Below are 26,139 nucleotides of genomic sequence, written 5' to 3' on the forward strand. Positions count from 1 at the left end.
TGGGGGCGAGCCACACCATATCCTTGTCGAGCCAGATCAGCAGCGACCCGCGCCGTTTCAGCGCTTCGTTGTAGGATTTCCAGTTCGTCGTGCGGTAACGGGCGGGCTCGGGCTTGCTCATGTCGAGCTTCTTAACCTACCGGATTCGCAGTGTGAATCCTTCCAGCGCCGAGTTCTGCAACAACGCCGGCCTGCTGTCATATGCTGCAATCGGCCGTTGCGGCCTGACCTCTACCTGCCGGGATCAAGCCGGGTACCCGATACTCCAGCCCGAGGCCGAGGAACCGCATGAACGACAACCGGTCGCGGAACAGATATCGGCATCGGCTATAGCCGTCACAACGACGACATGCCGCGCGACACCTATCTGGCCCGGATGAGCGACATTGCCGCCGAAATCGCGCGTGTTCTGAGACCCGATGGCGCGCCGTTCCTGAACCTCGGCGCGACCGGTACCGATCCGTGGATCGCTCATGAACCCGTCGCAACTCGGTCGAGACCAGGTCAGGGCTCTTGGTGAATTGTCGTCCCTGTGGAATAATGATGATGTCGTCACGTCGCGGATGAAGAGGCGGATCATGGACGTCAAGGATCGGTTGAACGGCGTGGTCATCGGGCTTCTGATAGGGTTCAGCGATGGTGCGCCGCTGGTGGTGTTCCCCTCGAATGCGAGGGATCACGCGATTCCGGCGCGCAGCCTGACCCCGCTTGCCGCCAGAGAGACCGGATCCGAGGTCGCGCTGCTGTTCGAGGACGGCGATCTTGCCCGCCCCCTGATCATCGGCCGGATCATCCAGCCACCCCGCCGCGAGGCCGACAGGGCCGCCACCGTCATCCGCGACGGCGAAACGGTGAAGATCACTGCCGAACAGCGGATCGAACTGCGGGTCGGCAAGTCCTCGATCATCATGGAGAAGGACGGCCATATCACCATCCGCGGCACCAACCTTGTCAGCCACGCCTCGGCCTCGAACCGCATCCGCGGCGGCTCGGTCAACCTGAACTGATGGAATACCGCGCCCCGGTTATCGAGGAAATGCTGCGTCAGCACGCCGAGCAGGCGGCCTTTCTGTGGACGGTCTATGATCAGAACCTGCTGCACCCCGACGACAACCCCGAGATGGACGAAGAACGCATGGCTCGCTTCGTCGAGCGTATGGACGCCCATATCGACGGATTGCGGATCGCCGGGGCGGATGGTTTGCGCGTGGCCGAGGAACGCTATGCCCAATATTCCGAGGCGGGAGAATTGTTTGTGATCAGGATGTTACAGCCGGGGGCGGCGGGGTTGCAGATTGCAGCATTGAACGTAGAAAGGGTCAGACAGTATCTTGCCCATGCCGCAGAATCGTCCTGAGGTGATTTGATCACGGACGTCCGTCGCTAAGAAGTTCCACTGATCGCTCCCATTCGTTTGGGTGCGATTCATCCGGCTCGGGCAGATACTGTATCGCCAAGCGATCTTGATCATCCTTGACGTAGATGTCCGCTCCCGCATCTATAAGCAACGCGACCATTTTTGCGTCCACTTGGGCAGCAGCCATTCCAAGCATCGTCATGCCGGTAAATCCGACCCATGCATTCAGATTGTTGCTATCGCATTTGCCGGTTCCAAGCATCCGTTGCACGGCGTCATGATTGCCGTACTCGACCGCTATGGCCAAGGGCCAGAGGTTATCGATATTGCGCAGCGATGGATCGGCACCGGCATCGATCAGAGCGTAAGTCGCATCCCACATTCCGTCACGTGTGGAAATCAGAAGTGCGGAGTTTCCGGCATCATCGGATGCGTTAACATCGGCGCCCTTCTTGATCAGATTTCTGACGATGCCTATTTTTCCTCCCTCTGACAACTCTTCCGCAGAGGCAAGCAGGGGCCGCCAACTGGGTGCGTCTTTCGTACCAAGATCGGGGTCCGCGCCAGAATCCAAAAGTCTGGCCACGAGCGTCTCGTCATGGTCCTCGATTGCGGTCAGAAGCCGCTCCTGTAGGTCAAAGGTCATGTGCAATTCCCCTTGATCAGACTATCCAGCTTATCTCTGTTCACCTTTTCTCGTTCAATTTCCTCCATATGATCCACTTTTTTCTTTGTTCTCGCCGTTGCTTCGCCAGGTCTTTCATGGAAACAAGTAGTTTCCCGCCGTTCGCGGGCTTCGACTATCTTGTTTATCCGATCACGATTTGAGCGCAGTTTCTTGCAAACATCTGCCTGCTTTCCTTGGTTCTTTCCTTTCTTCAACCAACGAGTCAGTTGGTCTTGGGAAGGCGTGCCGGGTTTGTTACCCAAAATCGGTTCTTGAGGTAGGGCTTTGGCGGCCTCTACCTCTGCTGTCCTTTCCCGCAGTTCTTTGTTGGTGCAGGTCTGCCCAGGATGTTCTGCTTCGGAGTCCCCGGTGCCTTTCCCGGTAATTGTGGTTGGCGCGCTATCCCCGGGAGTGGAGGCATGGTTCGAGGTGGCGATATCGCCAAAACGCACGACGCCCTTGCCTTCGAACTTTACATCCATCGACCATTTCTGAGCGTATACGGCGCCGGTATTTTTAGAGGTAATGATGCCCTTCTTCGGTGCCGACCCGGCCTCGTCGCCCGTGCATTTGCTTAGTTTGCTGGAATTCTCCTGGCTGACTGTCTCACCTCCGATTGTGACCGTTCCCGTGCCCGAGGTCAGGTCGCCATCCTGGCCGAAATCGGGATAGGGCACAGGCACGCCCGGCGGCGTCGCGGGCGTTTGGGGCGGGGTGAAGCAGGTGTCAGGAAACGCCGCGATGACCTTGCAGCCCTGCTTTTTCGCAGAAATCTCCAGCCCGTTGGCGAAAACTGTCATGCTACCTCCGCGATTGCTGCGGCGCAGGCGCCGTCGTCGGCGGAGGCCTCGATGAGGATCGGGCGGCCTCCGCTATAGCCTTTGCGTTGGGCCTCGAACGCCCAGCCCAGCATCAGCGGTACCACGGCGGCGCCGATATTTCCAAGGCTGGCGGCGATGGGCCAGATCGGCTGAACCCCGCTGCGCTCTCGCTGTGTGCGCAGCATCGACAGGGCGGTCTGCTTGAACCAGAAGGATTCGCCGATCAGATCGCCGATCTTGATGCCGATATCCGAATGCCCCAGCCCCGATTGAATGAACGCTGCCTGATAGGCCGCCGTCATCCCGTCCGCGCGCAGCGGCAGGTCCAGCCCGTCCTTGTCCAGACGATTATAGATATGGGCCTTTTCGCGCGCCAACCCCAGCCCGGTCAGCTTGAGCGCCCCCCGGCGCGAACACAGCACCGCCGCCGCCCCTTCGCCGGGGATGAACCCGTTCGCATTGGCGGGCGTCAACAGCCTGTTTTCGGACAGGTAGTGCGCGACAGACAGCGTTGTCAGATAGCTGTCGACACCCAGGACCAGAACGTTCTCCGCCCGGCCCTCGGACAGCATCCGGCGTGCCTGGTCCAGCGCGACAAAGCCCGAGGGGCGGCCGTGGGCAACGATATGGGTCCTCATGGTCTGTGCCAGCCCGGCGCATTCCCTTACCTGCCCGGCGAAGGCAGCGTCGTCGCGGATCGGCCGGCCCGGGCGGTCTTTTTCAGGCAGGCACAGGATCAGGGTGCAATCGCTCAGCGCCTCGGGGGCCCTGCTGAAGGCATCGACGATTGCGCCCGCCGCCAGATGGGCCAGCCGCTTTTCTCCGATCCAGTTGCGGGGCAGCGGCACCGGTGCGCCGATCAGCCATTCGCCGCCCGCGCCGATGAAGCGCGTTTCCCGAAACCCGTCCAGCCTTGCCCGCATCGCGGCGGCGGCCGAGGCGCAATCCAGCCCGACCGCCGTCACCATTCCGGCCGCGCGGATATGCAGGGGCGTACTCATGCGGGCTCCTCGGCGAAGCTGCGGATATAGCGCTTGCCGGTCGCGAAGGCGCGTTTCATCGCCGGTGTCGGCGCCCCGAGCCAGCCTTCGGTGAATTCGGTGATGATGCGCTGCATTGGCACCCAGACGCGCCAGACCATCATGAAGACCCGCGCCTCGGGGTCGAAGATCAGCGTATCGGGGCGGGGAGCTGCGTCGAAGCAGATGTCCCGCCCCCGAAAGATGCGGATCGGCAGGGCGGTGTCGGGCAGGCGAAAGGCTTCGCGCCCGGTGTGCGTCAGATTGACCAGCGTGACCGGCGTTCCGCCCTCGGGGAAATCGATCTGCTGATCCTCGGGCGCCATCTGGAAATAACGATCGTCGAAATCGGCGGGCAGGAACGGGAAGACATTGTCGATCCAGTTCCGATCATAGGTTCCGCCATAGCGGATCCGTTCCGGCCAGCCGCGCCCGATCGGGCCGAGTGCCATCGGCCGGTAATCGCCATAGGGCGAGGTCACCGGCTGGTCCACCTTTTCTGTATTCGGCAGCGGCTGACCCGACAGCCTCGATTGCGACCTGACGCCGGCAAAGCCCATGCCGACCGGGTTCCGGGCATAGGCGGGCGGCGCCTTGTCTTCGGGGTCGGTGCGGTCGGGTCCGCCGAAGGCCGTGCCATAGGAAAAGACCTGACGGGCGAAGGGATAGGGCCGGGTTGCGGTGATGGCCGGGCCGATGACCCGCCATTCGCGTGGCCCGACCACGTCGAATTGCTTGGACCATTGCCCGACCTTCAACCCGACCCGGACACGTTCGGCCGGTTTGCCACCCGGCGCATAGGCCGCGCCCTGCAGGACGACATCGCAGCGCGACTTGCGGAAGGCAAAATCGGATTCCCACAGCGGCGCCGAAAAGCCCGGCTCACCGAAATATTCATCGGCCATGACCAGCGGGCGCTGCGCCGGCGCGGGCCGCGGCCTTTCCGAGGGGCTGTCAGGAAAGGCAAATGTGCCCTTGACCACGAAGGACAGGTATTCGCGACCGGACTTGTCCATGCCCATCGTGAACTGGTGGACAAAGCGGGTCTGGTTGAGAACCCTCATTCCTGCCCCGTCCTGCGCGAATTGCAGCGACCATGCAGCTTTGGGCAGCAGGCGGCTGCCGCATCCGCCACAGGGCCTTTCCGCCATAGGGGTGCAATCGTCTGCAAAAAGCCTCCGAACAACAAGGCAACATATGGCGGACAGGCGATGATCGTATCTAGGGCGCGCCATTGGATATGATAGACTAATATCAGGTTTCACGCGACAATATTGACAGAATCCGCCGACAGCGCGCCTGATGAAGGTTCCCCATGCAGTCCGATATCTTCAGCCCCGGCCAGATTCTCAACAATACCTATGAAATCATCCGGGTCCTGGGACGCGGCGGCACTGGCGAGGTCTATCTGGCCCGCAATCAGGTCGTCGGCCGTGATGTCGCCATCAAGGCTCTGAATGCGCGCTTCTCGGCCAATTCCGATTATGTGGAACTGATCAAGCGCGAAGAGCAGATGCGCGATATCATCAATGATGCGGTGGTGCGCTATTCGGAATGTTCTCGCTCGGATGCCGGGCATGTTTTTCTGGTGATGGATTATATCGAGGGACCATCCCTGAACGAGGTCATGCTGGAACGCCGCCTCGACGACAGGTCGCTGCTGATCATCGCCCATCGGGTTCTGGAGGGGCTGGTCGCAACCCATAGTCGTGGCATCGTTCACCGCGACCTGTCACCCGACAATGTCATCCTGCGCGACGGCCGCCCCGAGCGGGCGACGATCATCGATTTCGGCATCGCCAAGGATACGGCGGCGGGCGCACGCACCATTGTCGGCAATGAATTCGCCGGCAAATACGAATATGCCGCGCCCGAACAGCTTGACGGCAAGTCGGACTATCGCGCCGATCTATATGCTCTGGGCGCCCTGCTTCTGGCAGCGGCGCGGCAAGAGATTCCGCAGGTCGGCAGCAGCCCCGGCGAGGTCGTCCGCTTCAAGCACAATCCCCTGGACAGTTCGGGGCTGAAGCCGCCCTTGAAGGATCTGATCGAGTGGTTGTCCGATCCCGATCCGGCGGGCCGCCCGCAAAACGCGTCCGAGGCCTTGGAACGTCTGGACGGCTGGCTGAAACCCGATACGGCGCGGGTCGGCACCGGCAAGCAGAAACCTCGCGGCAAGGGGCGCCTGCAGTTGCTTCTGGGCGCTGCGGTAATCCTGCTGGCCGGTCTGGGCGCGTGGCTGTGGACTTCCGGTGTTTTCGCGCCCGACTTGCCCGAGGCCGTTCCCTATCGCCTGAACGCAAGCCTTGTGGCCGATGGCGGCGGCGCGTTGTCCGGCAATGCCCCGGATGAGCAGATCGCCGCCGCCCTGCGCGCCGCCTTCGGCGAGGCGACGGGGATCAGCCCACCCCAGAATGCGCTGACACTGGCGCGCGGGATGCCGGGCGAGACATGGCCCGACAATATGGCCGATCTGATGGTGCTGGCCTCGGCCCTGACCCGCTGGGATCTTGCCGTCAGCGACAGCAGCGCCCGCCTGTCCGGACTTGCACCCGATGCGGCCACCCGCGATGCGCTGCTGGCAACGCTGGAAGGGTGGCAGCCGGACTCCGGAATGTCGGTCCAAACCGATCTGGCGGCGGGGCCTGAGAGGCTGACCTGGGCCACGCTGCAACCGCATCTCGACCGCCTGGCGACCTGCGGGCCGCTGACCGCGCCGGCGGATCAACCGGCCGAATTCGGGCTGGGCGAGCGCATCACCGTGATCGGCGATCTGGCCAGTGTCGATGATGCCGAGGCGATCCAGAGCGCGCTGGCTTCGGTGATCGGCGACCGCGATCTGCGCGTCGAGGCGAATGTGCTGAACGAGGATCTGTGCAGGATTCGTGCGGTCCTGCCGGTCGCCGCTTCGGGCGGCATGTCGCTGTGGATGGGCCGCGGCGATACCGGTGAGGCGGTGCTGAACGGCGTGTTCCAGACCGGGCAGAACCCCGTGGTGGACGTGCAGTTCTCCGCCACCGTGACCGGCGCGTCGCTGTGGGTGATGGTGGTCGACAATACCGGTAAGGTCTTTCATATCCTGCCGAATATCAATCAGCCCGCCTCCCTTGTTGACGATCTGGGAGCCGTCGACAGCGGGGTCCGGCGGGTCCGGGTGCTGTGGTCGCTGGACGAGATGCAGGAAAATCCCCAACGCCTTGCCGTCAGGGTGACCGAAGGCAATTACGGAAAATCCGAGATCATCGCGATCCTGTCGAAGACCCCGCTCTTCGATCTACGGCGCCCGCGCGACGAAAGCGTACAATCCGTGGCCGAGGCCCTGAGCGAAACCCTTGCCGGCCGCGAGGACCAGATCATCGGCGTCGCCTCACGCATCATCGACGCCCGGCCCTGACGAAAGTCAGAACCCGGCGCCTGAGTACTTCATGGTGGCCCGGCCGGTTCCTGGTCCTGTGGATAGCACGCGTCGGTCGGCTCAAGCCGCAATCTATCACGCTGGATTCATAGCATGAATTCCCTCGGTCGATCCGCGCATCAAAACCAAGATCGTTGCAAGAATCGCAACCGTCTGCAATTATGGCCTAATTCTCAAAGCCAAGATAATTAATGAGTTATCTTTTGAGATGGTGAAGGCGGGGACCGAATGGATCTGGAAAGTCTCCTTGCTCCGCTGGCCGGAGAACAACCCTCTGGGGTTGAGTTGCGCAATGACGCCCGGTTCCATTCAATCGAACGCCTGCTGGAGCCGGCGTCACGCCAGCATCGCGTCAAGGCCGACGGTTCGATCAACGATTCCGCCGCACCGGTGGATTGGTCCTCGGTGCTGTCGCAGGGTGAGGAACTGGCCCGTGAGGGGCGGGATCTGCGGCTACTGGTGATACTGGTCCGGGGGCTTTATGCGACCGAGGGGTTCAAGGGGCTGTCGCAGGGAATCGGCCTGTTGCAGCGCAGCGTCGGGGATTTCTGGGACAGTCTCTATCCGCGCCTGCGCGACCGAGACGACCCGCAGATGGCGGCGATCGCCCGCAGCAATGCGCTGCGGCAACTGGACAATGACGACAACGGTTTGCTGGGTGACCTCCGCTATGGGATCGCCTTCAGCCCGCGGGGTATCGGACCAGTGACATTCGATGATGTCGCAGGCATCCCGTTGTCGGATTTCGACGTGCAATCCCGGATGGCCTCGGGGCTGAGCAAGGACGAAAAGGACGCCAAACTGGCGCGGCATCAAGAGCGGGCAAATCGCGCCCGTGCCGCCTGCCGGGCCATGGCCGCCGAGCAGGGCGAGGACGTGGCGGCCATGGCGGCGGAAATCGGCACCTGTCTAGCGGGCATCGAGGCGCTGATTTCGGTTTTCGCCGAGAAAGCCGGCAGCGACGGGGCGTCCGGTCTTTCCCTACGGGAGTTGAGCGATTTTCTGGCAAGCTGCCGCAAATCGCTGGAAACCGCTGTTGCCGAAGCCAATGCAACGACCGCCGCGACCCAACCCGACACCGGCGCGTCATCCGAGCCCGGTCCCGCCGCGGCGGCACAATCGCCTCAACCAGCACCCTCTGCGGTTGTGGGCAATGGCGCCGCAGGAAAACTGGGAGAAATCAATTCGCGCGGAGATGTCGAGATCGCGCTGGACCGGATCGTTGCCTTTTATGAACGCACCGAACCGTCAAGCCCCATTCCGCATGTCGCGCGCCGACTTCGTCGCATGGTTGCAATGGATTTCCTGCAATTGATGAACGAAATCGCGCCATCTGGATTAAAAGAATTTCGGAATATCGCTGGATTGGACGATAATAAGAAGTAATTATTAATAGAGAGTGCCGGAAACTAGAAAGGGTCCGCGGATGAGCGAGAGCAAGCAGAAGGTGATCGAGCGAAACAGGGCGCCGCGCGTCCAGATCGCTTACGACGTTGAGCACTATGGCAGTCCGACGACCATTGAGCTGCCCTTTGTCATGGGTGTCATGGCTGATCTTGCGGGCGAATCCGAAACGGCCGAAGCCAGCAGGCCCGTTGGTGAGCGCAAATTCGTCGAGACGGATGCCGGCCGTTTCAGCAAGTTCATGGAGGCCCTGGCGCCACGGGTGAAGACGCGGGTGCCCAATGCCCTGCCCGCCGCCGAAGGCGAGGATGCCGAGGAAGAACTGTTCGTCGATCTCAGCTTCAAGAGCATGAGCGACTTTGCCCCTGACAAGATCGCCCAGCAGGTGCCGGCGCTGAACGAATTGCTGAAGATGCGCCAGCAGCTGGAACAGTTGCTGAGCTATATGGATGGCAAGGTCGATGCCGAAAAGCGCATCGCCCAGTTGCTGAACAACGAACCCTTGCTGCAACAGGCCGCCGAACAGGCCATGGCCGCGGCAAAATCCGGTGAGGAGGGCTGAGCATGGCCGAGGAGAAAAAGGAAGCCGCAGCCGGTGTAGCCGAGGCGGAAGCCATTGATCTGGCCGAGTTCAGCGAGCTTCTTGAGAAGGATTTCCGGGTCAAGGACAGCGAGGGCGAAAAGCTGAAGGAACTGGTCTCGAACCTCGCGGTCGCGGCCAAGGAACGATCGGGCACGGCGACGATCTCGGGCAATGCGATCAAGTCGATCAAGTCGCTGATCGCCGGGATCGACCAGATGCTGTCCAAGCAGATGAACGAGATCCTGCATGACGAGAAGCTGCGCAAGATCGAGGGGACGTGGCGCGGCTTGCATTATCTGGTCAACAATACCGAGACCGATTCAAAGCTGAAGATCCGCGTCCTGAACATCAAGAAGGACGAACTGGCCGACGTTCTGGAGGACTATGAAGGCCAGATGTGGGACCAGTCGCCGGTCTTCAAGAAGATCTACACTGACGAATATTCCATGTTCGGCGGCGAGCCGATCGGCTGCATCATCGGCGATTATGAGTTCGGCCACAAACCGAAGGATGTCGGCCTGCTGCGGAACCTGTCAGGCGTCTGTGCCTCGGCCCATGCGCCCTTCATCGCCGCCGCCGCGCCGCAGCTGTTCCGCATGGAAAGCTGGCAGGAGCTGCCGAACCCGCAGGATCTGCAGCAGATCGTGTCGGGGCCGGAATACGCAAGCTGGCAATCCCTGCGCGAAAGCGAGGATGCGCGATATATCGGCCTTGCCATGCCGCGTGTCCTGGGGCGGCTGCCCTATGGTGCCGATACGGTGCCGGTCAAGGGCTTCGACTTCGAGGAACGGATCGACGGCAAGCATGACCACTATGTCTGGATGAACGCTGCCTTCGCGATGGGCGTCAACATCAACCGCAGCCACAAGCTGTATGGCTGGGGAACGCAGATCCGGGGCGTGGAATCGGGTGGCACAGTGTTGAATCTGCCGGTCCATACCTTCCCGACCGATGATGGCAGCGTGGCGATGAAATGCCCGACCGAGATCGCCATCGACGACCGGCGCGAGGCGGAACTGGCCAAGCTGGGGATGATGCCGATCCTGCACCGCAAGAATACCGATGTCGCGGCCTTCATCGGCGCGCACAGCCTGCAGGATGACGAGGCCCGCGCCGGCCGGCTGGTCGATCCAGACGCACAGGCGAACGAACGGCTGTCGGCGAACCTGCCCTATCTGTTCCCGGTGTCTCGGTTCGCGCATTACCTGAAGGCCATCGCGCGCGACAAGGTGGGCACGTTCAAGGAACGCAACGACATGCAGAAATGGCTGTCGGAATGGATCAACCGCTATGTGCTGGCCAATCCCGCCATGGCCGACGACCGGGCCAAGGCCAAGCGCCCGCTGGCGGCGGCCGAGGTTCAGGTCGACAGTGTCGAGGGCCGGCCGGGTTATTACAATGCCCGCTTCTTCCTGCGCCCGCATTATCAGCTGGAGGGCATCAATGCGAGCCTCCGGCTGGTCTCGGAACTGCCGTCGGTCAAGGGCTAGCGGCGGGATGCGGCCCTGGCCGCCACATGATCGGCGGCAGGCCGGATTCTGGCCTGTCATTTTTCCGGCGGCCTCCGGCGGTCGAGTTTGGACCTTGAGACCCACAACCTGGTAGTGAAAGGACAAGTAAATGGCATTCAGTGGCTATCTGCAAATCGAAGACGTTCCCGGCGAAAGCAAGCGCGCGGGCCACGAGGACGAGATCGTCATCTCGTCATTTTCCTGGGGGGCGATGCGGGCGGCCTTCCGCAATTCGGGCGGCCAGCGCGAGAGCGGTCTGCCCGAGGTTCAGTCCGTGTCGATCAGCAAGGATTATGACGCCTCATCGCCCTATCTGGCACTGGCCTGCATCAAGGCCAAGAACCTTGGCGACGTGGTGCTGACCCTGCGCAAGGACCAGGGTGACGAGCATTCCGACTATCTGACCATGACCCTGACCAATACGCTGGTCGAAAACTATCAGGTCTCGGGCGGTGGTGGCGGCAACGCGGTCGACAGCCTGTCGCTCAGCTTCGACTCGATCAAGGTCAAATATGTGCAGGATGCCGACGACCTGACGGCCGGCGGCGAACATGAGGTCGAATACGACGTGTTGGCCGCGAAATGAGCGTTGCCCGCGGGCAGGGCTGACAGGTGGCCGAGCGAACTGACATGCAGCCTTCCCTTCGCGAGGCGGTTCAACCCTCTTTGTGGGATCGCCTCGTGGATGAGTTGCATGGGCTGGGCGCTGAAACGGCGGCGCTGCGGCGAGATCTGGCCAGAAAGCTGGGAGGAGAGCAGCCGGTCGCAGCGTTGCTGGCCGAAGGCGCGCGCGCGATCGAGGCCGACGATACACTGGATGACGAGACGAAACGGCGGGCGCACCGGCTGGCCCGTCTTGTCCAGCGTCAGCAACGGCTGGAGGAAGGCGGCGTGATCGTCACGCCCGATGTCCTGCGCGAGGCCGTGCGCCGCGACATCGAGATGCTGTTCAATATCGAGCGTTTCGAGGCCGCCTATCTGCTGAGCGAGCGCGAGTTGAGCGGAACCACCATCCCCGAGGATCTGCTGCGGGATTACCCCGAGGTGCGCCGTTCGGTGGTGAATTACGGGGTTCCGTCCTTTTCGGGACGGCACGGGTCGGATTTCGATCCCGACGCCCTGTCGCGGGAACTGGTCGAGGTGCTGCGCATCTTCGAGCCGCGTCTGCGGCGCGACACGATCAAGGTCAAGGTTTCGACCAGCGACAAGACGGGTCTGCGGATCGAGATCGACGCGCTTCTGATGCTGTCGCCGGTGCCGGAACGGTTGCGGCTGTCCACCATGATCGATCTGGACAATGGCCGCGCCGTGACCTCGATGGAGGAGCGGTGATGGACCGCGTCTTTCTGGATTATTACGAAGAAGAACTGCAGCATATCCGTTCGCTTGCGACAGAATTTTCGGCGCTGCATCCCAATGTCGCGCGCAACCTGTCGATGGATTCGGTGCCCTGCCCCGACCCCTATGTCGAGCGGTTGCTGGAAGGTGTGGCCTTTCTGGCGGCGCGGACCCGGCTGAAGGTCGATGCGGAATCCAGCCGCTTTGTCCGCGACATGATCGACACGCTTTATCCCGATCTGGCGGGGCCGGCCCCGGCGATGACGATTGCCGAATTCGCGCCGGGGCCGCAGGTCGATGTGATGGTCGAAGGCCATGTCGTGCGGCGGGGAACGCGGCTGGTATCTTCGCTGCGCGAGGGTACAAGGACCCGCTGCACCTATACCACCGCGCAGGCGGTGCGGATGTGGCCGCTGCGGCTGATGGCTGCGGATTATCTGCAGGACAAGGGCGCGCTGATGCAGGCCGGTCTGTCCGAGCGCGCGACCCGCGATGCAAGCGCCGGACTGCGGCTGAAGATTACGCGCCGCGGCGTCGGCCCGCTGTCGGAATTGTCGCTGGATTCCCTGCCGGTCTTTTTCGGCGCCGGACAGCGTGGCGGGGCGATCTTCGATGCGATCTTCGGCTTCGGCGCGGGCGCGGTTGCGCGACCGGCCGATGGCAAGTCGGTCTTTACCATGATCGGACAGCCCGCGATGGTCGGGATCAAGGATGACGAGGCATTGCTTCCCCGCGTCCGGCAATCCTTCGAGGGCTACCGGCTGCTGCGCGAATATTTCCTGATGCCCGAGCGGTTTCACTTTGTCCGCCTGAACGGCCTGTCGGGCGCCGTGCAGGCTTGCAGCCAGGTCCAGATGGCGGTCGAGATCGTGATCCTGCTGTCCCGGCCAAGGGCTGAACTGACGGGGATCTCAGCCGCGGATTTCAGACTGTTCGCCACCCCTCTGGTCAATCTGTTCGAGCATGAATGCAATATCGTCGAGTTGCGGCAGGGCCGGTCGGCCCATCCGGTCCATGCCGACCGGACCCGCCCCAAGGATTTCGAGATTTTCCGGCTGCTGCGCGTCGATGATGCCGCCGCCGAAGGCGCGCAAGCCAGTCTTGCCCCGCTGATCTCGGTCGAGGCGCGGACAGAAAATGGCCATGTCTATACCACCGAGCGCCGCCCGCGCCGGCCCGACACCGAAGAGGTGCGGCGTGGACAGACCCGGTCCAGCTATTCCGGGGACGATTTCTATATCTCCGTCGCGCGCCCCGCCGGCACGCCCCGGGCCGCGCCGATCACGCAACTGGATATCCGCGCGCTCTGCACCAATCGCGACCTGCCGATCCTTGACGACCGACCGACCCTGACGCTGGAAACGGGCGATCCGGTCCAGCAGGTCAGGCTGCTTGGCCCGATGCGGCGTCCGCGCCCCTCGCTGCGTGCCAGCCTGCCCTCGGGGGCGACGGACGACCGGAAGATGGATGATCTGACCTGGCGCTGGATCTCGCAGCTCAGCCTCAATCACCTGTCACTGGCGGTCGATGACAAGGATGCCGAGCCGCTGCGCGCCCTGATCCGGCTTTATGCCGACCGCGGCGATCCGGCCCTGGCCCAGCATGGCGAGGCGCTGACCCGCGTGACATCCCGCGCCGTGGTGGACCGGCTGGATATTCGCGGGCCGCTTTGCTTTGCGCATGGGACCGAGATCACGCTGGGCATCAACGAAGCATTGCTGTCCGGTGGCAGCCAGTTGCTGCTTTCGGCGTTGCTTGCACGGCTGTTCAGCCGGCAGGCGGCGATCAATTCCTTTGTCCGGTCGAAGACGAGGCTGGTTCAGTCGCAGATGGAGGTGGTATGGCCGATGACGACCGGCACCCGGGCGCTGATCTGACCGCAGATCCCAACGACGCGACGGTGCCCGAGATTGCCGACATGGATTTCTTCGAACTGCTGCGGCAGCTTGAAACCGCGACCATGCGGTTTGGCCGGGCGGGCGGCGCGGCGGCCGAACCCGCGCGGCTGGCCCAGCAGCCACGGCAATCCTTCGCCGCCAGCGATCTGGCCGAGTTCACGCCGGGCCGCGACGGGCGCAAGCCGCAGATCGCGGTGAACGTGCTGGGCCTGATCGGCCCCGAGGGTCCGATGCCCCTGCATCTGACCCGCTGGATCATCGCGCGCCAGTCCAGCCGCTGGTTCGCCGGCGCCGACAGCAGCGGCGCCACGGCGGATACGTCCTTTCTCGATTTCATCAACATGATGCAGCACCGGATGATGGCGCTTTACTGGCGTGCCTGGGCGGATGCCCGGCCTTCGGTTCAGATCGCCCACGACGATGGCGGTCGGGTCCTGGCGATCATGCGGGCGCTGGCCGGGATCGGATTGCCGGGCAGCCGCAGCAGCGACCCGCGCATCGACGGCGCGAAGCTGCGGCATGCGACATCGCTGGCGCAGGAGGTGCGCGGACCCGACCGGCTGATCTCGTTCCTGCAATCGGTGCTGGGCGTTCCGGTCGCATTGTCGGAATTCGTGGGCGTCTGGCTGGATATTCCAGATCACCTGCAGACCCGGATCGGGGTTCAGCATAACCGGCTGAATGCCGGCGCGATGGTCGGTGGGCGGCGTTTCGACCGCCAGTCCCGGGCCGAGATCCGGCTTGGCCCCCTGACACGCGCACAGTTCGACCACTTCATAGACGATCCGCGCAACCGGGCACGCCTGCGGCAGGCCGTGGTGTTTGCCCAGGGAAACGATATCGATTTCGATCTGCGGCTGGTTCTGGCGGCCGGCGAGGTGCCGCGTGCGCGGCTTGGGCATTGCCGGTTGGGCCTGACCACATGGATCGACCCCAAGGAAAACCGCGATGCCGATGATCTCTGCTATACTCGGGTCAACGGCGAAGCTGAGGTGCCCAAAGCGGAACGGGATGCGGCATGAGTGTAAGACTGGTCATTGAGTCCTCTCCCCACGCGCAGGCAGTGACCGAGCGCGTCTTTACCGGCGGGCGGCTGGTCATCGGGCGCAGCGATGATGCCGACTGGTCGCTGAACGACCCTGACATGTATGTCTCGCGCCAGCATTGCATCCTGACCGAACAGAACGGCCAGGTGATGGCGACGGATGCCTCCAGCAGCGGGTTGTTCATCGACAACGCCGCGCATCCCGTGGGCGCCAGCAAATCGGTGCCGATCGAGCCGGGGATGCGACTGCGCATGGGCGATTTCGTGCTGCGCGTCGAGGCGTTGACCGGAACCGCGCCCGCGCCGCGCGCGCCCGAGAGCAGCGGCATGGTCTTCGATTTCAGCCGCCGCGAGGACGAGCCACCCGCCGCCGAACCCGTCCCGCGCCCGAAGGATCTGCCCGATCCCTTCGGCCTGTCCAGCAAGGCCCGCAGTCACGAACGCGCGCGCCCAGCCGCGCCGCCGAAGCCGCTGGATCAGGAGGATGCCTTCGGCCTCGATCTGCGCAGTGCCTTCGAGCAGCCTGCGACACCGGCACCCCTACGCCCCGAGCCGCGCCAGAACACGGGCGACTATTTCGACAGCCCGTCGCCGACCCCATCGGTGCCGCCGAACACGCCGGTCGAAGCGCCCGCGCCGATGCCCGCCCGGAAGCCGGATATCTTTGCCGACTGGGACGGAGCGCCCGCCGATCTGCCGCCCGATCTTCCCCACACCTCCGTGGCGCCGCAACTGGAACCTGCGCCCATGCCCGAACCCGAGGCGTCGCGCCCGCGGCCCGTTGCGGCCCCGGCGCAGGAGCCGGTGCCGCACTTCCGGCAACAGCAGGCCGCGACGCCGTCCGGCATCGGCCAAGACCCCTATGAGGCACTTCTGCGCGGCATGGGTCTGGACCCGGCGCAATTCGGCGGCGATCCGGTGCAGCAGGCCGAGCAGATCGGCCGGTCCATGCGGATTCTGGTCGAAGGCCTGATGCAGCAGTTGCGCACCCGAGCGATGGCCAAGCAGAAGGCGCGGGTCGCGCAGACGATTGTTGCCAGTTCCGATGTGAACCCGTTGAAATTCCTCGCCACCCCGGATGATGTGCTGACCAGTCTGGTCCAGCCGCGCAGCCGGGGCTATCTTGGCGCCGAGGATGCGCTGAACGAGGCTTTCCGCGACCTCACCGACCATCAACTGCGCACCTGGGCGGCATTGCAGACGGCATTGCGGCGGATGATCGACCGGTTCGACCCGGCCGAGATCGAAAAGGCGATGGCGGATGTCGGCCTTCTGGAAAGCCTGATCGCGGGTGGCCGCAGCGCCAAGCTGTGGCGCCTTTACGAAGAACGCTATCGCGAGATCGCCCGTTCGGCCGAAGATCAGTTTCTGGGCGAGGTCGGGGCCGATTTTCGCGAAGCTTATGAAAGTGGAAGGAGTTAGCACGATGAAGATCCATTTCAACAGACGAATCCTTCTTGCTGCTGCCGGCGCCGCCGCGCTGCTGCTGGCAGGTTGTGGAGGCGAGACGCCGCCGACTGTGCTGGCCGTCACGGCGCAGGGATCGGCGGGCATGAATCCCGGCCCGGATGGCGTCGACCGCCCGGTGACGGTGAATGTGCTGCAGCTGTCGGGCACCGGCGCCTTCGACGCCGCCGATTACCTTGCCCTGCAGGATCCGGCGACGGCGCTTGGATCCGATCTGGTCAAGGCCGATCAGATCGTGCTGGCACCCGGCGCGACGGTGGTGCGGTCGGTTCCCGTGCAGGCAGGCGTCACCGCCATCGGCGTCACGGCCGGCTTCCGCGATCCGACCGGCCGGACCGTGCGTCAGAAAATTCCGGTTCCCGCCGCCTCGTCCCCGGTGACCATCTCGGTCGGGTCCGGCGGGCTGTCGGTAAGTGGTGGCTGAGGCCCGAGCGGCGGGAAACGCATGACGGATAGAAACAAGGTCGTCTGGTCCGAAGGACTGTACCTGCGGACCCAGCATCTGCAACAGCAGGACCGGCATCTGGGCTGGCTGGTGCGGCAGGCCCTGAGGGCCACGCCGCTGCAAAGCTTTGGCTTTACCGCCCTGCAGCTTGACGCGGCGGCGCTGGATGCGGGGCAGGTCGCCTTGCAGGTCGCCGATGGGGTCATGCCCGATGGCACAGTCTTTTCGGCGACCGAGACCTGCCTGCCGGTCGATCCGGTGGCCGTCACGGCCAGGACCGAAGCAGGGCTGGTTCATCTTGCAATCCCGTCCGAAACCTCCGGCGGGGCCGAAATCGACCCAGCCCATCAGGATCCTTCGGGGATGCGCTATCGCGGAGAGTTCACGACTGTCCGCGATTCCATCGTCGGTGGCGCCGAACCCAGCGAAATCGAGATCGCCCGACTGGCCCCAAAACTGCTGCTGCCGGGGCAGGAAACACAGGGCTATACGACGCTGCCGCTGGCCCGCCTGACCGGGCTGACTGCCGAAGGTGCGGTTGCGCTGGATGAGGGGTTTTTGGTTCCCTCACTGATCATCGGCGCGGTGCCCTGGTATGGGCAGTTGCTGAAAGAACTGGTCACGGGGCTGGACCGGATCGCCGATGCGCATGGCTCGATGGTTCTGGGCGGCGCGGGTGCCTCAATGGAAAACCTGCTGATCCTTGAACTGGCCAACCGCGCCCGGCCAAGGATCGCACATCTGCTGGCCCAGAACGATTGCCACCCTTCGGATCTGATATGCGAACTGGCCGGGCTGGCCGGACAGATGGCGACCTATGGCGCCTCGTCGCGGCGGATGACCGAACTGCCGGTCTATGACCATGGCGATCCGCAGGCGGCCTATGCGGCGCTGGCCGACACATTGCGTTCGCTGATGCTGTCGCTGCGCCATGTCGAGCCGAAGTCCCGCGCGCTTCTGGTTTCGCGCCATTCCGAGAATATCTGGACCGTCCGCATCGACAATCCCCAGATCATCAAGTCCAGCCGGATCGTCCTGCGCATCGGCGGCGACATGTCCGAGGCGATGATGCGCAAGATCTTCGTCGATCAGGCGACGGTGGGTGCGGCGGGCGATTTCGACAAGCTGTGGAAATCCAAGTTGCCCGGAATTGCCCTGAAGCCGCTGAATTCGCAGCCGCGCGAGATTCCCTATGACGGCGACCGGCTGTGTCTGGAACTGGATCGCGGGTCCGACCATTACGCCGCGCTGGCCGACGCGCCGGGCTTCGTTCTGGGCGTGGCCGGCAAGCTGGATCGCGAACCGGAGATCGATTGTTACGCGGTGAACCGATAGGACCGACATGACCAACGAGGATCCTTTTGGGCTGGATGACAATGCCGGGCGCACGCGGGTCCGCCCGAGGCGCACGGGCGATGCGCGGCCCTCGGCGGCGCCGGACATCGCCCGTACCGCGCCGCTGAAGGCGGCACGCGCCAGCGACAACCCAATGGTCCGCGCCTTTGCGGCGCTTCTGGGCATTGCGCCCGAATTGCAGCGCGCCGTCGCCCCCGACAACCCCGATGTCCTGCGCACGAGGTTGCAGGACAACCTCACCCACGCCCGCGATGCGGCGGTGTCGATGGGCGTGCCGCTGACCCGCGCCGATCAGGGCGCGTGGTTCGTGGGCGCGCTGCTGGATGATGTGGCGATCAACACGCCATGGGGCGGGTCCAGCGGCTGGCCACGCCAGCCCATCGTCGCCGCGATGTATGGCAATGTCGATTCCGGCGAGCGGTTCTTTGATCTGGCCGAGGAACTCCTGCGCTATCCCGAACGCGATCCGCAATTGCTGGAACTGGTGTTTCTGTGCCTGTCGCTTGGCTTTCGCGGCAAGCACCGGATCGGTGCTGCTGCGGGCGAGGCCGAGATCGCCGGTCTGCGCGCCCAGATGGCCCGGGTGATGCATGACCGGGATGCCGCCGATGCGCCCTTGTCGCCCAACTGGCAGGGTGTGGCGGCCGAGGACGAGGAGCGCAGGTTCATCGTCCCGATCTGGTCACTGGGGCTGATGGCCATTGCCCTGATCACGGCGATCTATGTCGGCCTCTCCGTCCGCCTGTCGGATCGCGGCGAGGATCTGTTCACCCTGGCCGGGGTCCTGCCGCCGCCCGAAAGGACCGCGATTTTCCGCCCCGTGATCGAAACGGTGGAACAGCCGCAGATGGTGGCCAATCCCCTGCTGTTTGAACTGCTGCCGCTCTTTGCCGAAGCGGCGCCCGAGAATACTGCAGGTGCCTTGACCGGGCGCGAGGACGTGTCCATCGCAGTCGTCGTCGTGCAGGCCAGCGACCCCGAGGTCTTTCGCTCGGCCAAGGCGGATATCAATGACATCTATGGGCCGCTGGTCGGATCGGTTGCGGCGGTCATCAAGGACAATGCCGAACTGATCGGTTCGGTGCGTGTGGTCGGTCATACCGACAGCATCCCCGTCCAGACATCGAACCCGTTCCACTCCAACCAAGGCCTCAGCGAAGCCCGCGCCAAGACCATTGCCGACATGCTGGTCGCGGCGGGCGTACCGGCCGGGCTGGTCGCCTCGGAAGGCAAGGCCGCGACCGAACCCATCGCCGATAATGGCACACGCGAGGGCCGGGCCCGCAACCGCCGGGTCGAGATCATCCTGCAGAAGAAAGTCTAGGCGATGACGGTGCTCAAGAAGATCTTCGGCTTCCTGTTCTCGCGGTGTCTCTGGACGCTGATCGGGGTCGCGATCCTCTGCGTGCTGATCTGGCTCTATGGCCCGCTGATCTCTTTCGGCGCCATGCAGCCGCTGGCCTCGGACCTGACCAGGATCGTCGTGATCGGTGTGATCATCATCCTGTGGCTTCTGTCGATGCTGATCCGCCAGATGCGCGCGGCAAAGGCCAATCGCGTCTTCGTGCAGGAACTGGCCGCCCCGCCGCCCGAGGTCAGACGCGGGCCGGGCGAGGAAAATCTGGCCGAGGTACAGGCGAAATTCCAGGGCGTTCTGGAACAGATGAAGCGGTCCAAGCTGGGCAGCCGCAAGTTCCTGCGCGACATGCCGTGGTATGTCATCATCGGCCCCCCCGGCACCGGCAAGACCACGGCCCTGCGCCAGTCGGGGCTGCATTTCCCGATCGACCTTTCCGACGACCTGAAAGGCGTCGGCGGCACCCGCAATTGCGACTGGTTCTTTACCGAGGATGCAGTCCTGATCGACACCGCCGGGCGCTATGTAGAGCAGCAATCCGACCCCGAAGTCGATGCGGCCGAGTGGAAGGGCTTTATGGATCTGCTAGTCAAGCATCGTGGGCGAAGGGCGCTGAACGGCGTGATCCTGACGCTGTCGGTGCAGGAACTGGCGGGCGACGATGCCTCGATCCGCGAACATGGGCGCGAGATCAGAAAGCGGCTGGCCGAATTGCGCGAACAGACCGGGCTGAAACTGCCGGTCTATCTGATGATCACCAAGGCCGATCTGATCCCGGGCTTCGAGGAATTCTTCGGCGATCTGAATTCGCGCGAACGCGAACAGGTCTGGGGCGCGACCCTTGGCACCGCCGACCGTGTGGACGGGCTGACCGTCGAGCGCGAGATGCAGGGATTGCAGGCGGCGCTGGAAAACCGGCTGGTCGACCGCATCGCCGATGACCTGCCCCTGCCACAGCGCGCCGCGATCTTCCGCTTTCCCTCGCAACTGGACCAGTTGACCGGCCCGCTGAAAGTGCTGATCGATGCCGCCTTCGGCGAAAGCCGTTACGAGGAAAGTCCCTGGCTGCGCGGTATCTACCTGACATCGGCCACGCAGGAAGGATCGCCCATCGATCAGATGATCGTCGGCATCGCCGGGTCGCTGGGCCTGTCCGCCCCGCCGCCCGAGCAACGCCGCCATGGCGACAAGCGCAGTTTCTTCCTGCGCAACCTGCTGACCGACCTCATCTTCCCCGAGGCCGGTCTTGGCCGTTTCGACCCCCGCGCCGAGGAGCGCCGTCGCTGGCTGTGGCGTGGCGCGCTGGCGGCCTCGGCAGCCTCGGTCGTACTGCTGGGGACGTTGTTCCTGTTCTCCTATCTGCGCTGGAACGGCGCGCTTGGCGATCAGGAACGTCAGCTTGCCGACCTGAATGCGCGACTGGCCAATGTTGCCGCGCGCGAGGCACCGACCGATCCGCTGGACCTGAATCTTGCGCTGGATGCGGCGAATGCGACCGCGCTGGCCCAGACACCCGCCCCCGACGATACCCTGACGATGGCCGGACCCGGTGCCGCGCCCGAACTGGAACAGATTCACACCATCGCCTATGACCGGACGCTGCGGAACATCCTTGAGCCGCGGATGGTTGCCATGGTCGAGGCGACGATGTGGCGCCACAGCCGCGACCCCGATTTCCTGCTGGACGCGCTGAAGGCCTATCAGATGCTGACCGGACAGGCGCCCTATGATGCCGAATTCCTGGGCGTCTGGTGGCAGACGGCACTGCCGGAATATGCCCCGATCGACCCCTTCCCGACCGAGGAGAGCGTTGACCACCAGCTTGCCGCGCTGGACCGGATGCGGTCCGAGGAGTCGAAGATCGAACCCGATCCGCAACTGTTGTCGGTCGCGCTGCAAAGCATCTGCACGATCCCGCTGGCGGTCAGGGCCTATCGCAGCCTGCGCTCGGACCCCGCCGTGGCCGGGCTGCCGGAATGGGTTCCCGCCGAGGAGACCGGCCCGAACGGCGCCCGTGTCCTGACCCGGCTGTCGGAGAAATCCCTGCGCGCGGGTCTGCCCGGTGCCTTCACCTATGACGGATTTCACAACACCGTCCTGCCGCTGGTGCCCGAGGTCGCGGCGCAGGCCGCCCTGGACCGCGCCGTCTTTGCCGGTGGCTGCAATGAAAGCGCCGAGGCCTCCGAGGACACGCTGGAGGCCGATATCCTCAAGCTTTATTACGACGATTTCATTGCGCAATGGGACGGATTCCTGCGCGATATCCGGCTGACTCCGATCGGCGATCTGGCTGCGGCGCAGGCCAATCTGAAGGATCTGTCATCCGCCGACAGCGCCCTGAAGCGGCTCCTGGATTCGGTCGTGGCCGAAACCGATCTGGCCCGGCCGGTCGAGGAAGAAGGCGGCGGCGACAATGCGGCGGCGCAAAAGGCCGGCATGAAGGCCGCCTCGAAACTGGGCAAGCTGGGCAAACTGGTCAAGACCGGGGCGAAGATCGCCCGGAAGACCGGCGGCGGCGCCGATGCCGAGCCGCCACCGCCGCCGGGCAAACCGGTCTCGGACCATTTCCTCGCGATCCGCGGCACCGTGCAGGAGGTGGATGGCCAGCCGCCCTTGCTGGGTGATGCCGTGGCCGCGCTGACGGCGCTGTCGAATGAATTGCAGACGGTCGCCGCCAGCCCCGATCCGCAATCGGCGCTGCTGGCGCGGGGCGGTCTGCCGCAACTGACAGGTGCCATCGCCAATGAGGCCGCACGCCTGCCTGACCCGATCGACAAATGGGTCGCAGGCATCGCCGGCGATACGATCAGCGTCACGCGCGAGGCGGTCATCGCCCAGTTGAATGCACGCTGGCGGGCCGATGTGCTGCCCTTCTGCCGATCGGCGACCGGCGGGCGCTATCCCTTCGACCAGGCCTCGGCCATAGACGTGAACACACAGGATTTCCAGCGCCTGTTCGGGCCGGGCGGCCTGATCGACACCTTCACCAACGACAATCTGGCAGCCTATGTCGACAACACCGTCAGGCCATGGCAATGGCGGGCCGATTTCGGTCTGGATGCCGGTTTGCTGGCGCCCTTCCAGCGCGCCCGTTCCATGCGCGACGCGCTGTTCCCCGGCGGCTCGGGGCCGGTCATGGCATTCACCCTTCAGGCCACCGACTTGTCGGCCAATGCCAGCCGGGTGACGCTGAACGTCGATGGGCAGGTGCTGACCTATTTCAACGCCGCAACCCGACCCGAGCCGATGACTTGGCCGGGCCGCGACGGAACGAACATGATCACGCTCAGCTTTGCGCCGGTCGATGGCGCGGCAGAGATCATCACCTCGCAAAGCGGCAGCTGGGCCTTTCTGCGGCTGATCCGCGGCGGCGCGCTGTCGAAGACCGCGCAGCCCGATGTCTTCGCCCTGCGACTGTCGGCGCGCGGCTTTTCCTCCAGCTTCGATCTGCGCGCCAATTCGGTCGAGAACCCCTTTGATCTGACCATGTTCTCAGGCTTCAACTGCCCGGTCGGGTTCTGACCAATGGCGACAGGCTTCTTCGGCAAGCTGCCCCTGCGCGGCGATTTCGTGACAAGGGGCCTGCCGTCGGGCGCCCGCGCGGTGGTGGATCGCTGGCTGACGGGCATTCTGGCGCCGTTGGCCCGGCTGCCCGAGGCATGGCCCGAGGATGGATTGCGCGGCCTGATCACCCACGGAGAGGGCGTGCTGGCGTTGCTGATCCTGCCAAGCCGCGACAAGTCGGGCCGTGCATTTCCGTTGGCCGCCGTGTCGTGGGTTCCTCAAACCGGACAGGCGCAGGTGGATGCCTGGGCCGATCAGATCCTGCCCGCTTTGAGGCGCGCCAGCCGAGGCGATCTGGATGCCGACGATCTGTTCGCCCTGCTGGAGCGCCAGCAACCGCCCGCAGACGGGACGGCGCCGAGCCCGCCTCTGATCTGGGCAAAGGGCCTGTCGCCGGTGGACCCGGCCGCCTTTCTGCAACAGATGGACCAGAACTGACGCGCCGCCTCAGTTCTGGTTGATCTTGCTGCCCTTGATCGTGACATCACTGTCGGCCTTGACGTTGATCTTGCCGGATCCCTTGGTGGTGATGTCCTTGCCTTCGATGGTGATCGTGCCGTCCTTTTTCATCGCGATGGCGGCGCTGCCGCATTTCAGGACAATGCTGTCGCCCGCCTCGATCAAGATGCTCTTGCCCGCCTTCACGGCAAGATCCTCGCCAATGGATTCGCTGGCCGATTTGCCGATGGTGATGGTGCTGTTCTCGCCCACGTTCAGCGTGCTGTTCTTGCCCACATCAAGCGAACGGTCGCTGCCGACGCTGATGGTCTGGTTCGAGCCTACGGTCCAGCCGTCGTCGTCGGCGATCACATGCTGCTGCTCGGCGCCCACGGTCACGGCCCGCGCCGCCCCGATCGTATTGGTCTGGGCGGCACCGACCACGCGGGTCTCGGCCGCGCCGACCGTGTCGCTGCGGGCAATGCCGACAACGATCGTCTGGTTCGAGCCCACGCTCTGGCTGTGATTGACCCCGATGGTCTCGGTCGAGTTGCTGCCGACCGAGATCGTCTCGTTGGTGCCGACTGTCAGAGACCGGTTATTGCCGACTGTTTCATCGTCGTTGTTGCCAATGCTGACGGTGCGGTTGACGCCGACCGTGGTCGATTTGTTGTTATCGACCGATTCCGTCCGGTCATGGCCGACCCATTGCGTCGCGTCGCGGACGACCTCTTCGGAAAAGTCATTGCCGATATGGCGGGATTCGTTGTTCTTGACCAGTTCGTTATGGTCCTTCTCGGCCTGAAAATAGACCTCTTCGCTGCCCTTCTTGTCCTCGAAGCGCAATTCGTTCCAGCCGCCGCCGCCGGGGCTGGAATTGGACTTCCAGCCCGATTGCGTGGCACTGCCCGGCAGGGCATAGGGCGGCATCTGTTCGGCATTATAGACCCGGCCGGTGATGATCGGCTGATCGGGATCGCCTTCCAGAAAATCGACGATGACCTCCTGCCCGATGCGCGGGATCTGGATGAAGCCCCAGCCCGATCCGGCCCAGGCCGAGCTGACGCGGATGAAGCAGGTGGTGTTCTCGTCCCGCTGACCCTTGCGGTCCCAGTGGAACTGCACCTTCACCCGGCTGTATTTGTCGGTATAGATTTCCTCGCCGCCGGGACCGACGACCACCGCAGTCTGCGGCCCCTTCATGATCGGCCGGGGTGTCAGGCGCGACGGCTGATAGGTCGTCGATATCGGCACCAGCGTATAGAGCGCCGAGAACCCGCCCCCCTGCGCCTCGCGCGCAAGATTGGCCTGCATCGACAGGCTTTGGCCGGCTGGCTGTTCGGTGCCGCGCGTCCGTGTGCGAAGGCGCAGGCCGCGAATGTCGTATTCGACCCTCTCGACCGCATAGGTATCATTCTCGCTTTCGCGCGGAGATTCTTTCAGCGCGAAGATATTGCCCGAAGCGGGTCCCGGCGCCGTCGACAGCGCGGTGATCACATGCGCATGAGACTGATCTTCCTGATTGCGAAGCTTGGACAAAGCGTCGCCGCGCCCAAGCTCGACATAGTTCCCCGGATAGCTGTAGCGCGCGCGGTCGCTGTGGTTGAGCGTGTTCTGGAACCGGGCCGTCAGGTCCGCCGATGGTTTCTCGAAATCGTAATCGCACAGATCGTGGCTGCCGGAAACGATGCTGTCCAGCCGGCTGAACCCCGCGATCACGCCGATTCCCGAGGCATGGCCGGTCCGGCTTTCCCGAAGTTTCAGCGCATCATATTCCGGGGCTGGTTCCAGCAGGTCCAGATTGTCGCTGAGAACCAGCGTGTGCTTGTCCTCTTCGAAGCGGAAATAGTAGAAGATGCCCTCATGTTCCAGCAGCCGCTGGACGAAATCGAGGTCGCTTTCGCCATATTGAACGCAATATTCGCGCGGCGGCGGCTTGCGGTTCAAATCCCACAGATAGTCCGAGCAGCCGTGCTGATCCAGCACTTCGCTGACAATGTCGATGACCGTCATCTGCTGGAAGATTCGATTGTCGGTCGCCTTGCCAAGCAGCCAGAGCCGGGGCCGGACAATCAGGTGATAAAGCCAATGCCCCTCGTCATCCGAGCCGGCAAACCGGAAGCCGTCGACGATTCCGTGGAAGAAGCGCGGCCTCTCCGGTCTGTTGGGATCTGCGTGCAGGGTCAGGCTGAGCGGCTGGCCCAGAAGATCATCCGCGCTGATGTCGGGTGATCCGCTGATCGCGCTGATATCGAACTCGAAACAACGGCTGAGGGAATCATGGCCGCGCATCGCCATGAAAACCAGCCCCTTGAAATCCACCATCTGCGTTGAATCCAGCGCCTCCTCGGTCGGCAGAGGGGTCTTCAGCAGGGCGAAGGTTTCGATTGGCACGGCCGTTCCTTTCCAGAAAGTCGCAAGATATTCAGGCCCATATGTTTCCGGCTCGATTAT

The 26,139-nt window shown here is 63.8% G+C and carries 21 protein-coding genes and 1 pseudogene; 16 read left to right on the plus strand and 6 right to left on the minus strand.

Features of this window, described 5'->3' with window-relative positions:
- Positions 1-121: pseudogene (locus KNW02_RS15335) on the minus strand (IS5/IS1182 family transposase); the annotation flags it as partial.
- Positions 122-578: 457 nt separating this feature from the next.
- Here KNW02_RS15335 and KNW02_RS15340 point away from each other — a divergent pair.
- Positions 579-1,007 carry a DUF6484 domain-containing protein gene (locus KNW02_RS15340; RefSeq protein ID WP_216034160.1) on the plus strand — a complete coding sequence of 143 codons (429 nt, stop codon included), beginning with the start codon at positions 579-581 and terminating at the stop codon, positions 1,005-1,007.
- Positions 1,007-1,357: a hypothetical protein gene (locus KNW02_RS15345; protein ID WP_216034161.1), complete on the plus strand. Its 351-nt coding sequence runs from the start codon at positions 1,007-1,009 to the stop codon at positions 1,355-1,357. The genes KNW02_RS15340 and KNW02_RS15345 overlap by 1 nt, the downstream gene beginning before the upstream one ends.
- Before the next feature lie 10 nt (positions 1,358-1,367).
- Here KNW02_RS15345 and KNW02_RS15350 read toward each other — a convergent pair whose 3' ends face one another.
- Genes KNW02_RS15350 through KNW02_RS15365 form a run of 4 tightly spaced genes read right to left on the minus strand, consistent with a single transcriptional unit; the run spans position 1,368 to position 4,928 of the window.
- Positions 1,368-2,003 carry an ankyrin repeat domain-containing protein gene (locus tag KNW02_RS15350; RefSeq protein ID WP_216034162.1) on the minus strand — a complete coding sequence of 212 codons (636 nt, stop codon included), beginning with the start codon at positions 2,001-2,003 and terminating at the stop codon, positions 1,368-1,370.
- Positions 2,000-2,824 carry a DUF4150 domain-containing protein gene (locus tag KNW02_RS15355; RefSeq protein WP_216034163.1) on the minus strand — a complete coding sequence of 275 codons (825 nt, stop codon included), beginning with the start codon at positions 2,822-2,824 and terminating at the stop codon, positions 2,000-2,002. Before KNW02_RS15355 ends, KNW02_RS15350 begins: the two co-directional genes overlap by 4 nt.
- Positions 2,821-3,846, minus strand: a complete 1,026-nt coding sequence (locus tag KNW02_RS15360; protein ID WP_216034164.1) for a beta-ketoacyl synthase N-terminal-like domain-containing protein — start codon at positions 3,844-3,846, stop codon at positions 2,821-2,823. Before KNW02_RS15360 ends, KNW02_RS15355 begins: the two co-directional genes overlap by 4 nt.
- Positions 3,843-4,928: a DUF2169 family type VI secretion system accessory protein gene (locus KNW02_RS15365; protein WP_216034165.1), complete on the minus strand. Its 1,086-nt coding sequence runs from the start codon at positions 4,926-4,928 to the stop codon at positions 3,843-3,845. Before KNW02_RS15365 ends, KNW02_RS15360 begins: the two co-directional genes overlap by 4 nt.
- A 251-nt stretch (positions 4,929-5,179) precedes the next feature.
- On the opposite strand from KNW02_RS15365, the gene KNW02_RS15370 reads away from it, so the two are divergent.
- From KNW02_RS15370 to tagF, 14 genes are all read left to right on the plus strand, one after another.
- Positions 5,180-7,258 carry a serine/threonine-protein kinase gene (locus tag KNW02_RS15370; RefSeq protein ID WP_216034166.1) on the plus strand — a complete coding sequence of 693 codons (2,079 nt, stop codon included), beginning with the start codon at positions 5,180-5,182 and terminating at the stop codon, positions 7,256-7,258.
- 249 nt (positions 7,259-7,507) lie between these two features.
- Positions 7,508-8,665: a type VI secretion system protein TssA gene (gene tssA, locus KNW02_RS15375; RefSeq protein WP_216034167.1), complete on the plus strand. Its 1,158-nt coding sequence runs from the start codon at positions 7,508-7,510 to the stop codon at positions 8,663-8,665.
- Between the two features lie 40 nt (positions 8,666-8,705).
- On the plus strand, positions 8,706-9,245 hold the full coding sequence (gene tssB / locus KNW02_RS15380; RefSeq protein WP_216034168.1) for a type VI secretion system contractile sheath small subunit: 540 nt from the start codon (positions 8,706-8,708) through the stop codon (positions 9,243-9,245).
- Positions 9,246-9,247: 2 nt separating this feature from the next.
- On the plus strand, positions 9,248-10,756 hold the full coding sequence (gene tssC / locus KNW02_RS15385) for a type VI secretion system contractile sheath large subunit (protein ID WP_216034169.1): 1,509 nt from the start codon (positions 9,248-9,250) through the stop codon (positions 10,754-10,756).
- Positions 10,757-10,886: 130 nt separating this feature from the next.
- The gene (locus KNW02_RS15390; protein WP_216034170.1) at positions 10,887-11,363 is read left to right on the plus strand and encodes an Hcp family type VI secretion system effector; all 477 of its coding nucleotides are present in this window, start codon (positions 10,887-10,889) and stop codon (positions 11,361-11,363) included.
- A 95-nt stretch (positions 11,364-11,458) separates the two neighbouring features.
- Positions 11,459-12,109 (plus strand): type VI secretion system baseplate subunit TssE, encoded by a 651-nt coding sequence (gene tssE / locus KNW02_RS15395; RefSeq protein WP_348524744.1) that lies wholly within the window; start codon positions 11,459-11,461, stop codon positions 12,107-12,109.
- Positions 12,109-13,992: a type VI secretion system baseplate subunit TssF gene (gene tssF, locus KNW02_RS15400; RefSeq protein WP_216034172.1), complete on the plus strand. Its 1,884-nt coding sequence runs from the start codon at positions 12,109-12,111 to the stop codon at positions 13,990-13,992. Before tssE ends, tssF begins: the two co-directional genes overlap by 1 nt.
- Positions 13,956-15,035, plus strand: a complete 1,080-nt coding sequence (tssG, locus tag KNW02_RS15405; RefSeq protein WP_216034173.1) for a type VI secretion system baseplate subunit TssG — start codon at positions 13,956-13,958, stop codon at positions 15,033-15,035. Before tssF ends, tssG begins: the two co-directional genes overlap by 37 nt.
- On the plus strand, positions 15,032-16,480 hold the full coding sequence (tagH, locus tag KNW02_RS15410; protein WP_216034174.1) for a type VI secretion system-associated FHA domain protein TagH: 1,449 nt from the start codon (positions 15,032-15,034) through the stop codon (positions 16,478-16,480). Before tssG ends, tagH begins: the two co-directional genes overlap by 4 nt.
- A 4-nt stretch (positions 16,481-16,484) precedes the next feature.
- Entirely contained in the window at positions 16,485-16,949 is a 465-nt protein-coding gene (tssJ, locus tag KNW02_RS15415; RefSeq protein ID WP_216034175.1) for a type VI secretion system lipoprotein TssJ, read from the plus strand.
- A gap of 21 nt (positions 16,950-16,970) precedes the next feature.
- Positions 16,971-18,305 carry a type VI secretion system baseplate subunit TssK gene (gene tssK / locus KNW02_RS15420; protein ID WP_216034176.1) on the plus strand — a complete coding sequence of 445 codons (1,335 nt, stop codon included), beginning with the start codon at positions 16,971-16,973 and terminating at the stop codon, positions 18,303-18,305.
- Positions 18,306-18,312: 7 nt separating this feature from the next.
- Positions 18,313-19,650 carry a type IVB secretion system protein IcmH/DotU gene (gene icmH / locus KNW02_RS15425; RefSeq protein WP_216034177.1) on the plus strand — a complete coding sequence of 446 codons (1,338 nt, stop codon included), beginning with the start codon at positions 18,313-18,315 and terminating at the stop codon, positions 19,648-19,650.
- A 3-nt stretch (positions 19,651-19,653) separates the two neighbouring features.
- Positions 19,654-23,205, plus strand: coding sequence for a type VI secretion system membrane subunit TssM (gene tssM, locus KNW02_RS15430; protein ID WP_216034178.1), 3,552 nt, complete (start codon positions 19,654-19,656; stop codon positions 23,203-23,205).
- A 3-nt stretch (positions 23,206-23,208) separates the two neighbouring features.
- Positions 23,209-23,685 carry a type VI secretion system-associated protein TagF gene (tagF, locus tag KNW02_RS15435; protein WP_216034179.1) on the plus strand — a complete coding sequence of 159 codons (477 nt, stop codon included), beginning with the start codon at positions 23,209-23,211 and terminating at the stop codon, positions 23,683-23,685.
- Positions 23,686-23,694: 9 nt separating this feature from the next.
- Here tagF and KNW02_RS15440 read toward each other — a convergent pair whose 3' ends face one another.
- Positions 23,695-26,079, minus strand: coding sequence for a type VI secretion system Vgr family protein (locus tag KNW02_RS15440; protein ID WP_348524745.1), 2,385 nt, complete (start codon positions 26,077-26,079; stop codon positions 23,695-23,697).
- Positions 26,080-26,139 lie beyond the last annotated feature (60 nt).

Source organism: Paracoccus marinaquae (genome assembly GCF_018860165.1).
In the GTDB taxonomy this organism is placed as follows: Bacteria; Pseudomonadota; Alphaproteobacteria; order Rhodobacterales; family Rhodobacteraceae; genus Paracoccus; species Paracoccus marinaquae.

Excerpts from the sequence above, each read along its gene's own strand:
- KNW02_RS15340 (WP_216034160.1), top strand. The coding sequence starts at position 579 with ATGGACGTCAAGGATCGGTTGAACGGCGTGGTCATCGGGCTTCTGATA.
- KNW02_RS15345 (WP_216034161.1), top strand. The coding sequence starts at position 1,007 with ATGGAATACCGCGCCCCGGTTATCGAGGAAATGCTGCGTCAGCACGCC.
- KNW02_RS15350 (WP_216034162.1), bottom strand. The coding sequence starts at position 2,003 with ATGACCTTTGACCTACAGGAGCGGCTTCTGACCGCAATCGAGGACCAT.
- KNW02_RS15355 (WP_216034163.1), bottom strand. The coding sequence starts at position 2,824 with ATGACAGTTTTCGCCAACGGGCTGGAGATTTCTGCGAAAAAGCAGGGC.
- KNW02_RS15360 (WP_216034164.1), bottom strand. The coding sequence starts at position 3,846 with ATGAGTACGCCCCTGCATATCCGCGCGGCCGGAATGGTGACGGCGGTC.
- KNW02_RS15365 (WP_216034165.1), bottom strand. The coding sequence starts at position 4,928 with ATGAGGGTTCTCAACCAGACCCGCTTTGTCCACCAGTTCACGATGGGC.
- KNW02_RS15370 (WP_216034166.1), top strand. The coding sequence starts at position 5,180 with ATGCAGTCCGATATCTTCAGCCCCGGCCAGATTCTCAACAATACCTAT.
- tssA (WP_216034167.1), top strand. The coding sequence starts at position 7,508 with ATGGATCTGGAAAGTCTCCTTGCTCCGCTGGCCGGAGAACAACCCTCT.
- tssB (WP_216034168.1), top strand. The coding sequence starts at position 8,706 with ATGAGCGAGAGCAAGCAGAAGGTGATCGAGCGAAACAGGGCGCCGCGC.
- tssC (WP_216034169.1), top strand. The coding sequence starts at position 9,248 with ATGGCCGAGGAGAAAAAGGAAGCCGCAGCCGGTGTAGCCGAGGCGGAA.
- KNW02_RS15390 (WP_216034170.1), top strand. The coding sequence starts at position 10,887 with ATGGCATTCAGTGGCTATCTGCAAATCGAAGACGTTCCCGGCGAAAGC.
- tssF (WP_216034172.1), top strand. The coding sequence starts at position 12,109 with ATGGACCGCGTCTTTCTGGATTATTACGAAGAAGAACTGCAGCATATC.
- tssG (WP_216034173.1), top strand. The coding sequence starts at position 13,956 with ATGGCCGATGACGACCGGCACCCGGGCGCTGATCTGACCGCAGATCCC.
- tagH (WP_216034174.1), top strand. The coding sequence starts at position 15,032 with ATGAGTGTAAGACTGGTCATTGAGTCCTCTCCCCACGCGCAGGCAGTG.
- tssJ (WP_216034175.1), top strand. The coding sequence starts at position 16,485 with ATGAAGATCCATTTCAACAGACGAATCCTTCTTGCTGCTGCCGGCGCC.
- tssK (WP_216034176.1), top strand. The coding sequence starts at position 16,971 with ATGACGGATAGAAACAAGGTCGTCTGGTCCGAAGGACTGTACCTGCGG.
- icmH (WP_216034177.1), top strand. The coding sequence starts at position 18,313 with ATGACCAACGAGGATCCTTTTGGGCTGGATGACAATGCCGGGCGCACG.
- tssM (WP_216034178.1), top strand. The coding sequence starts at position 19,654 with ATGACGGTGCTCAAGAAGATCTTCGGCTTCCTGTTCTCGCGGTGTCTC.
- tagF (WP_216034179.1), top strand. The coding sequence starts at position 23,209 with ATGGCGACAGGCTTCTTCGGCAAGCTGCCCCTGCGCGGCGATTTCGTG.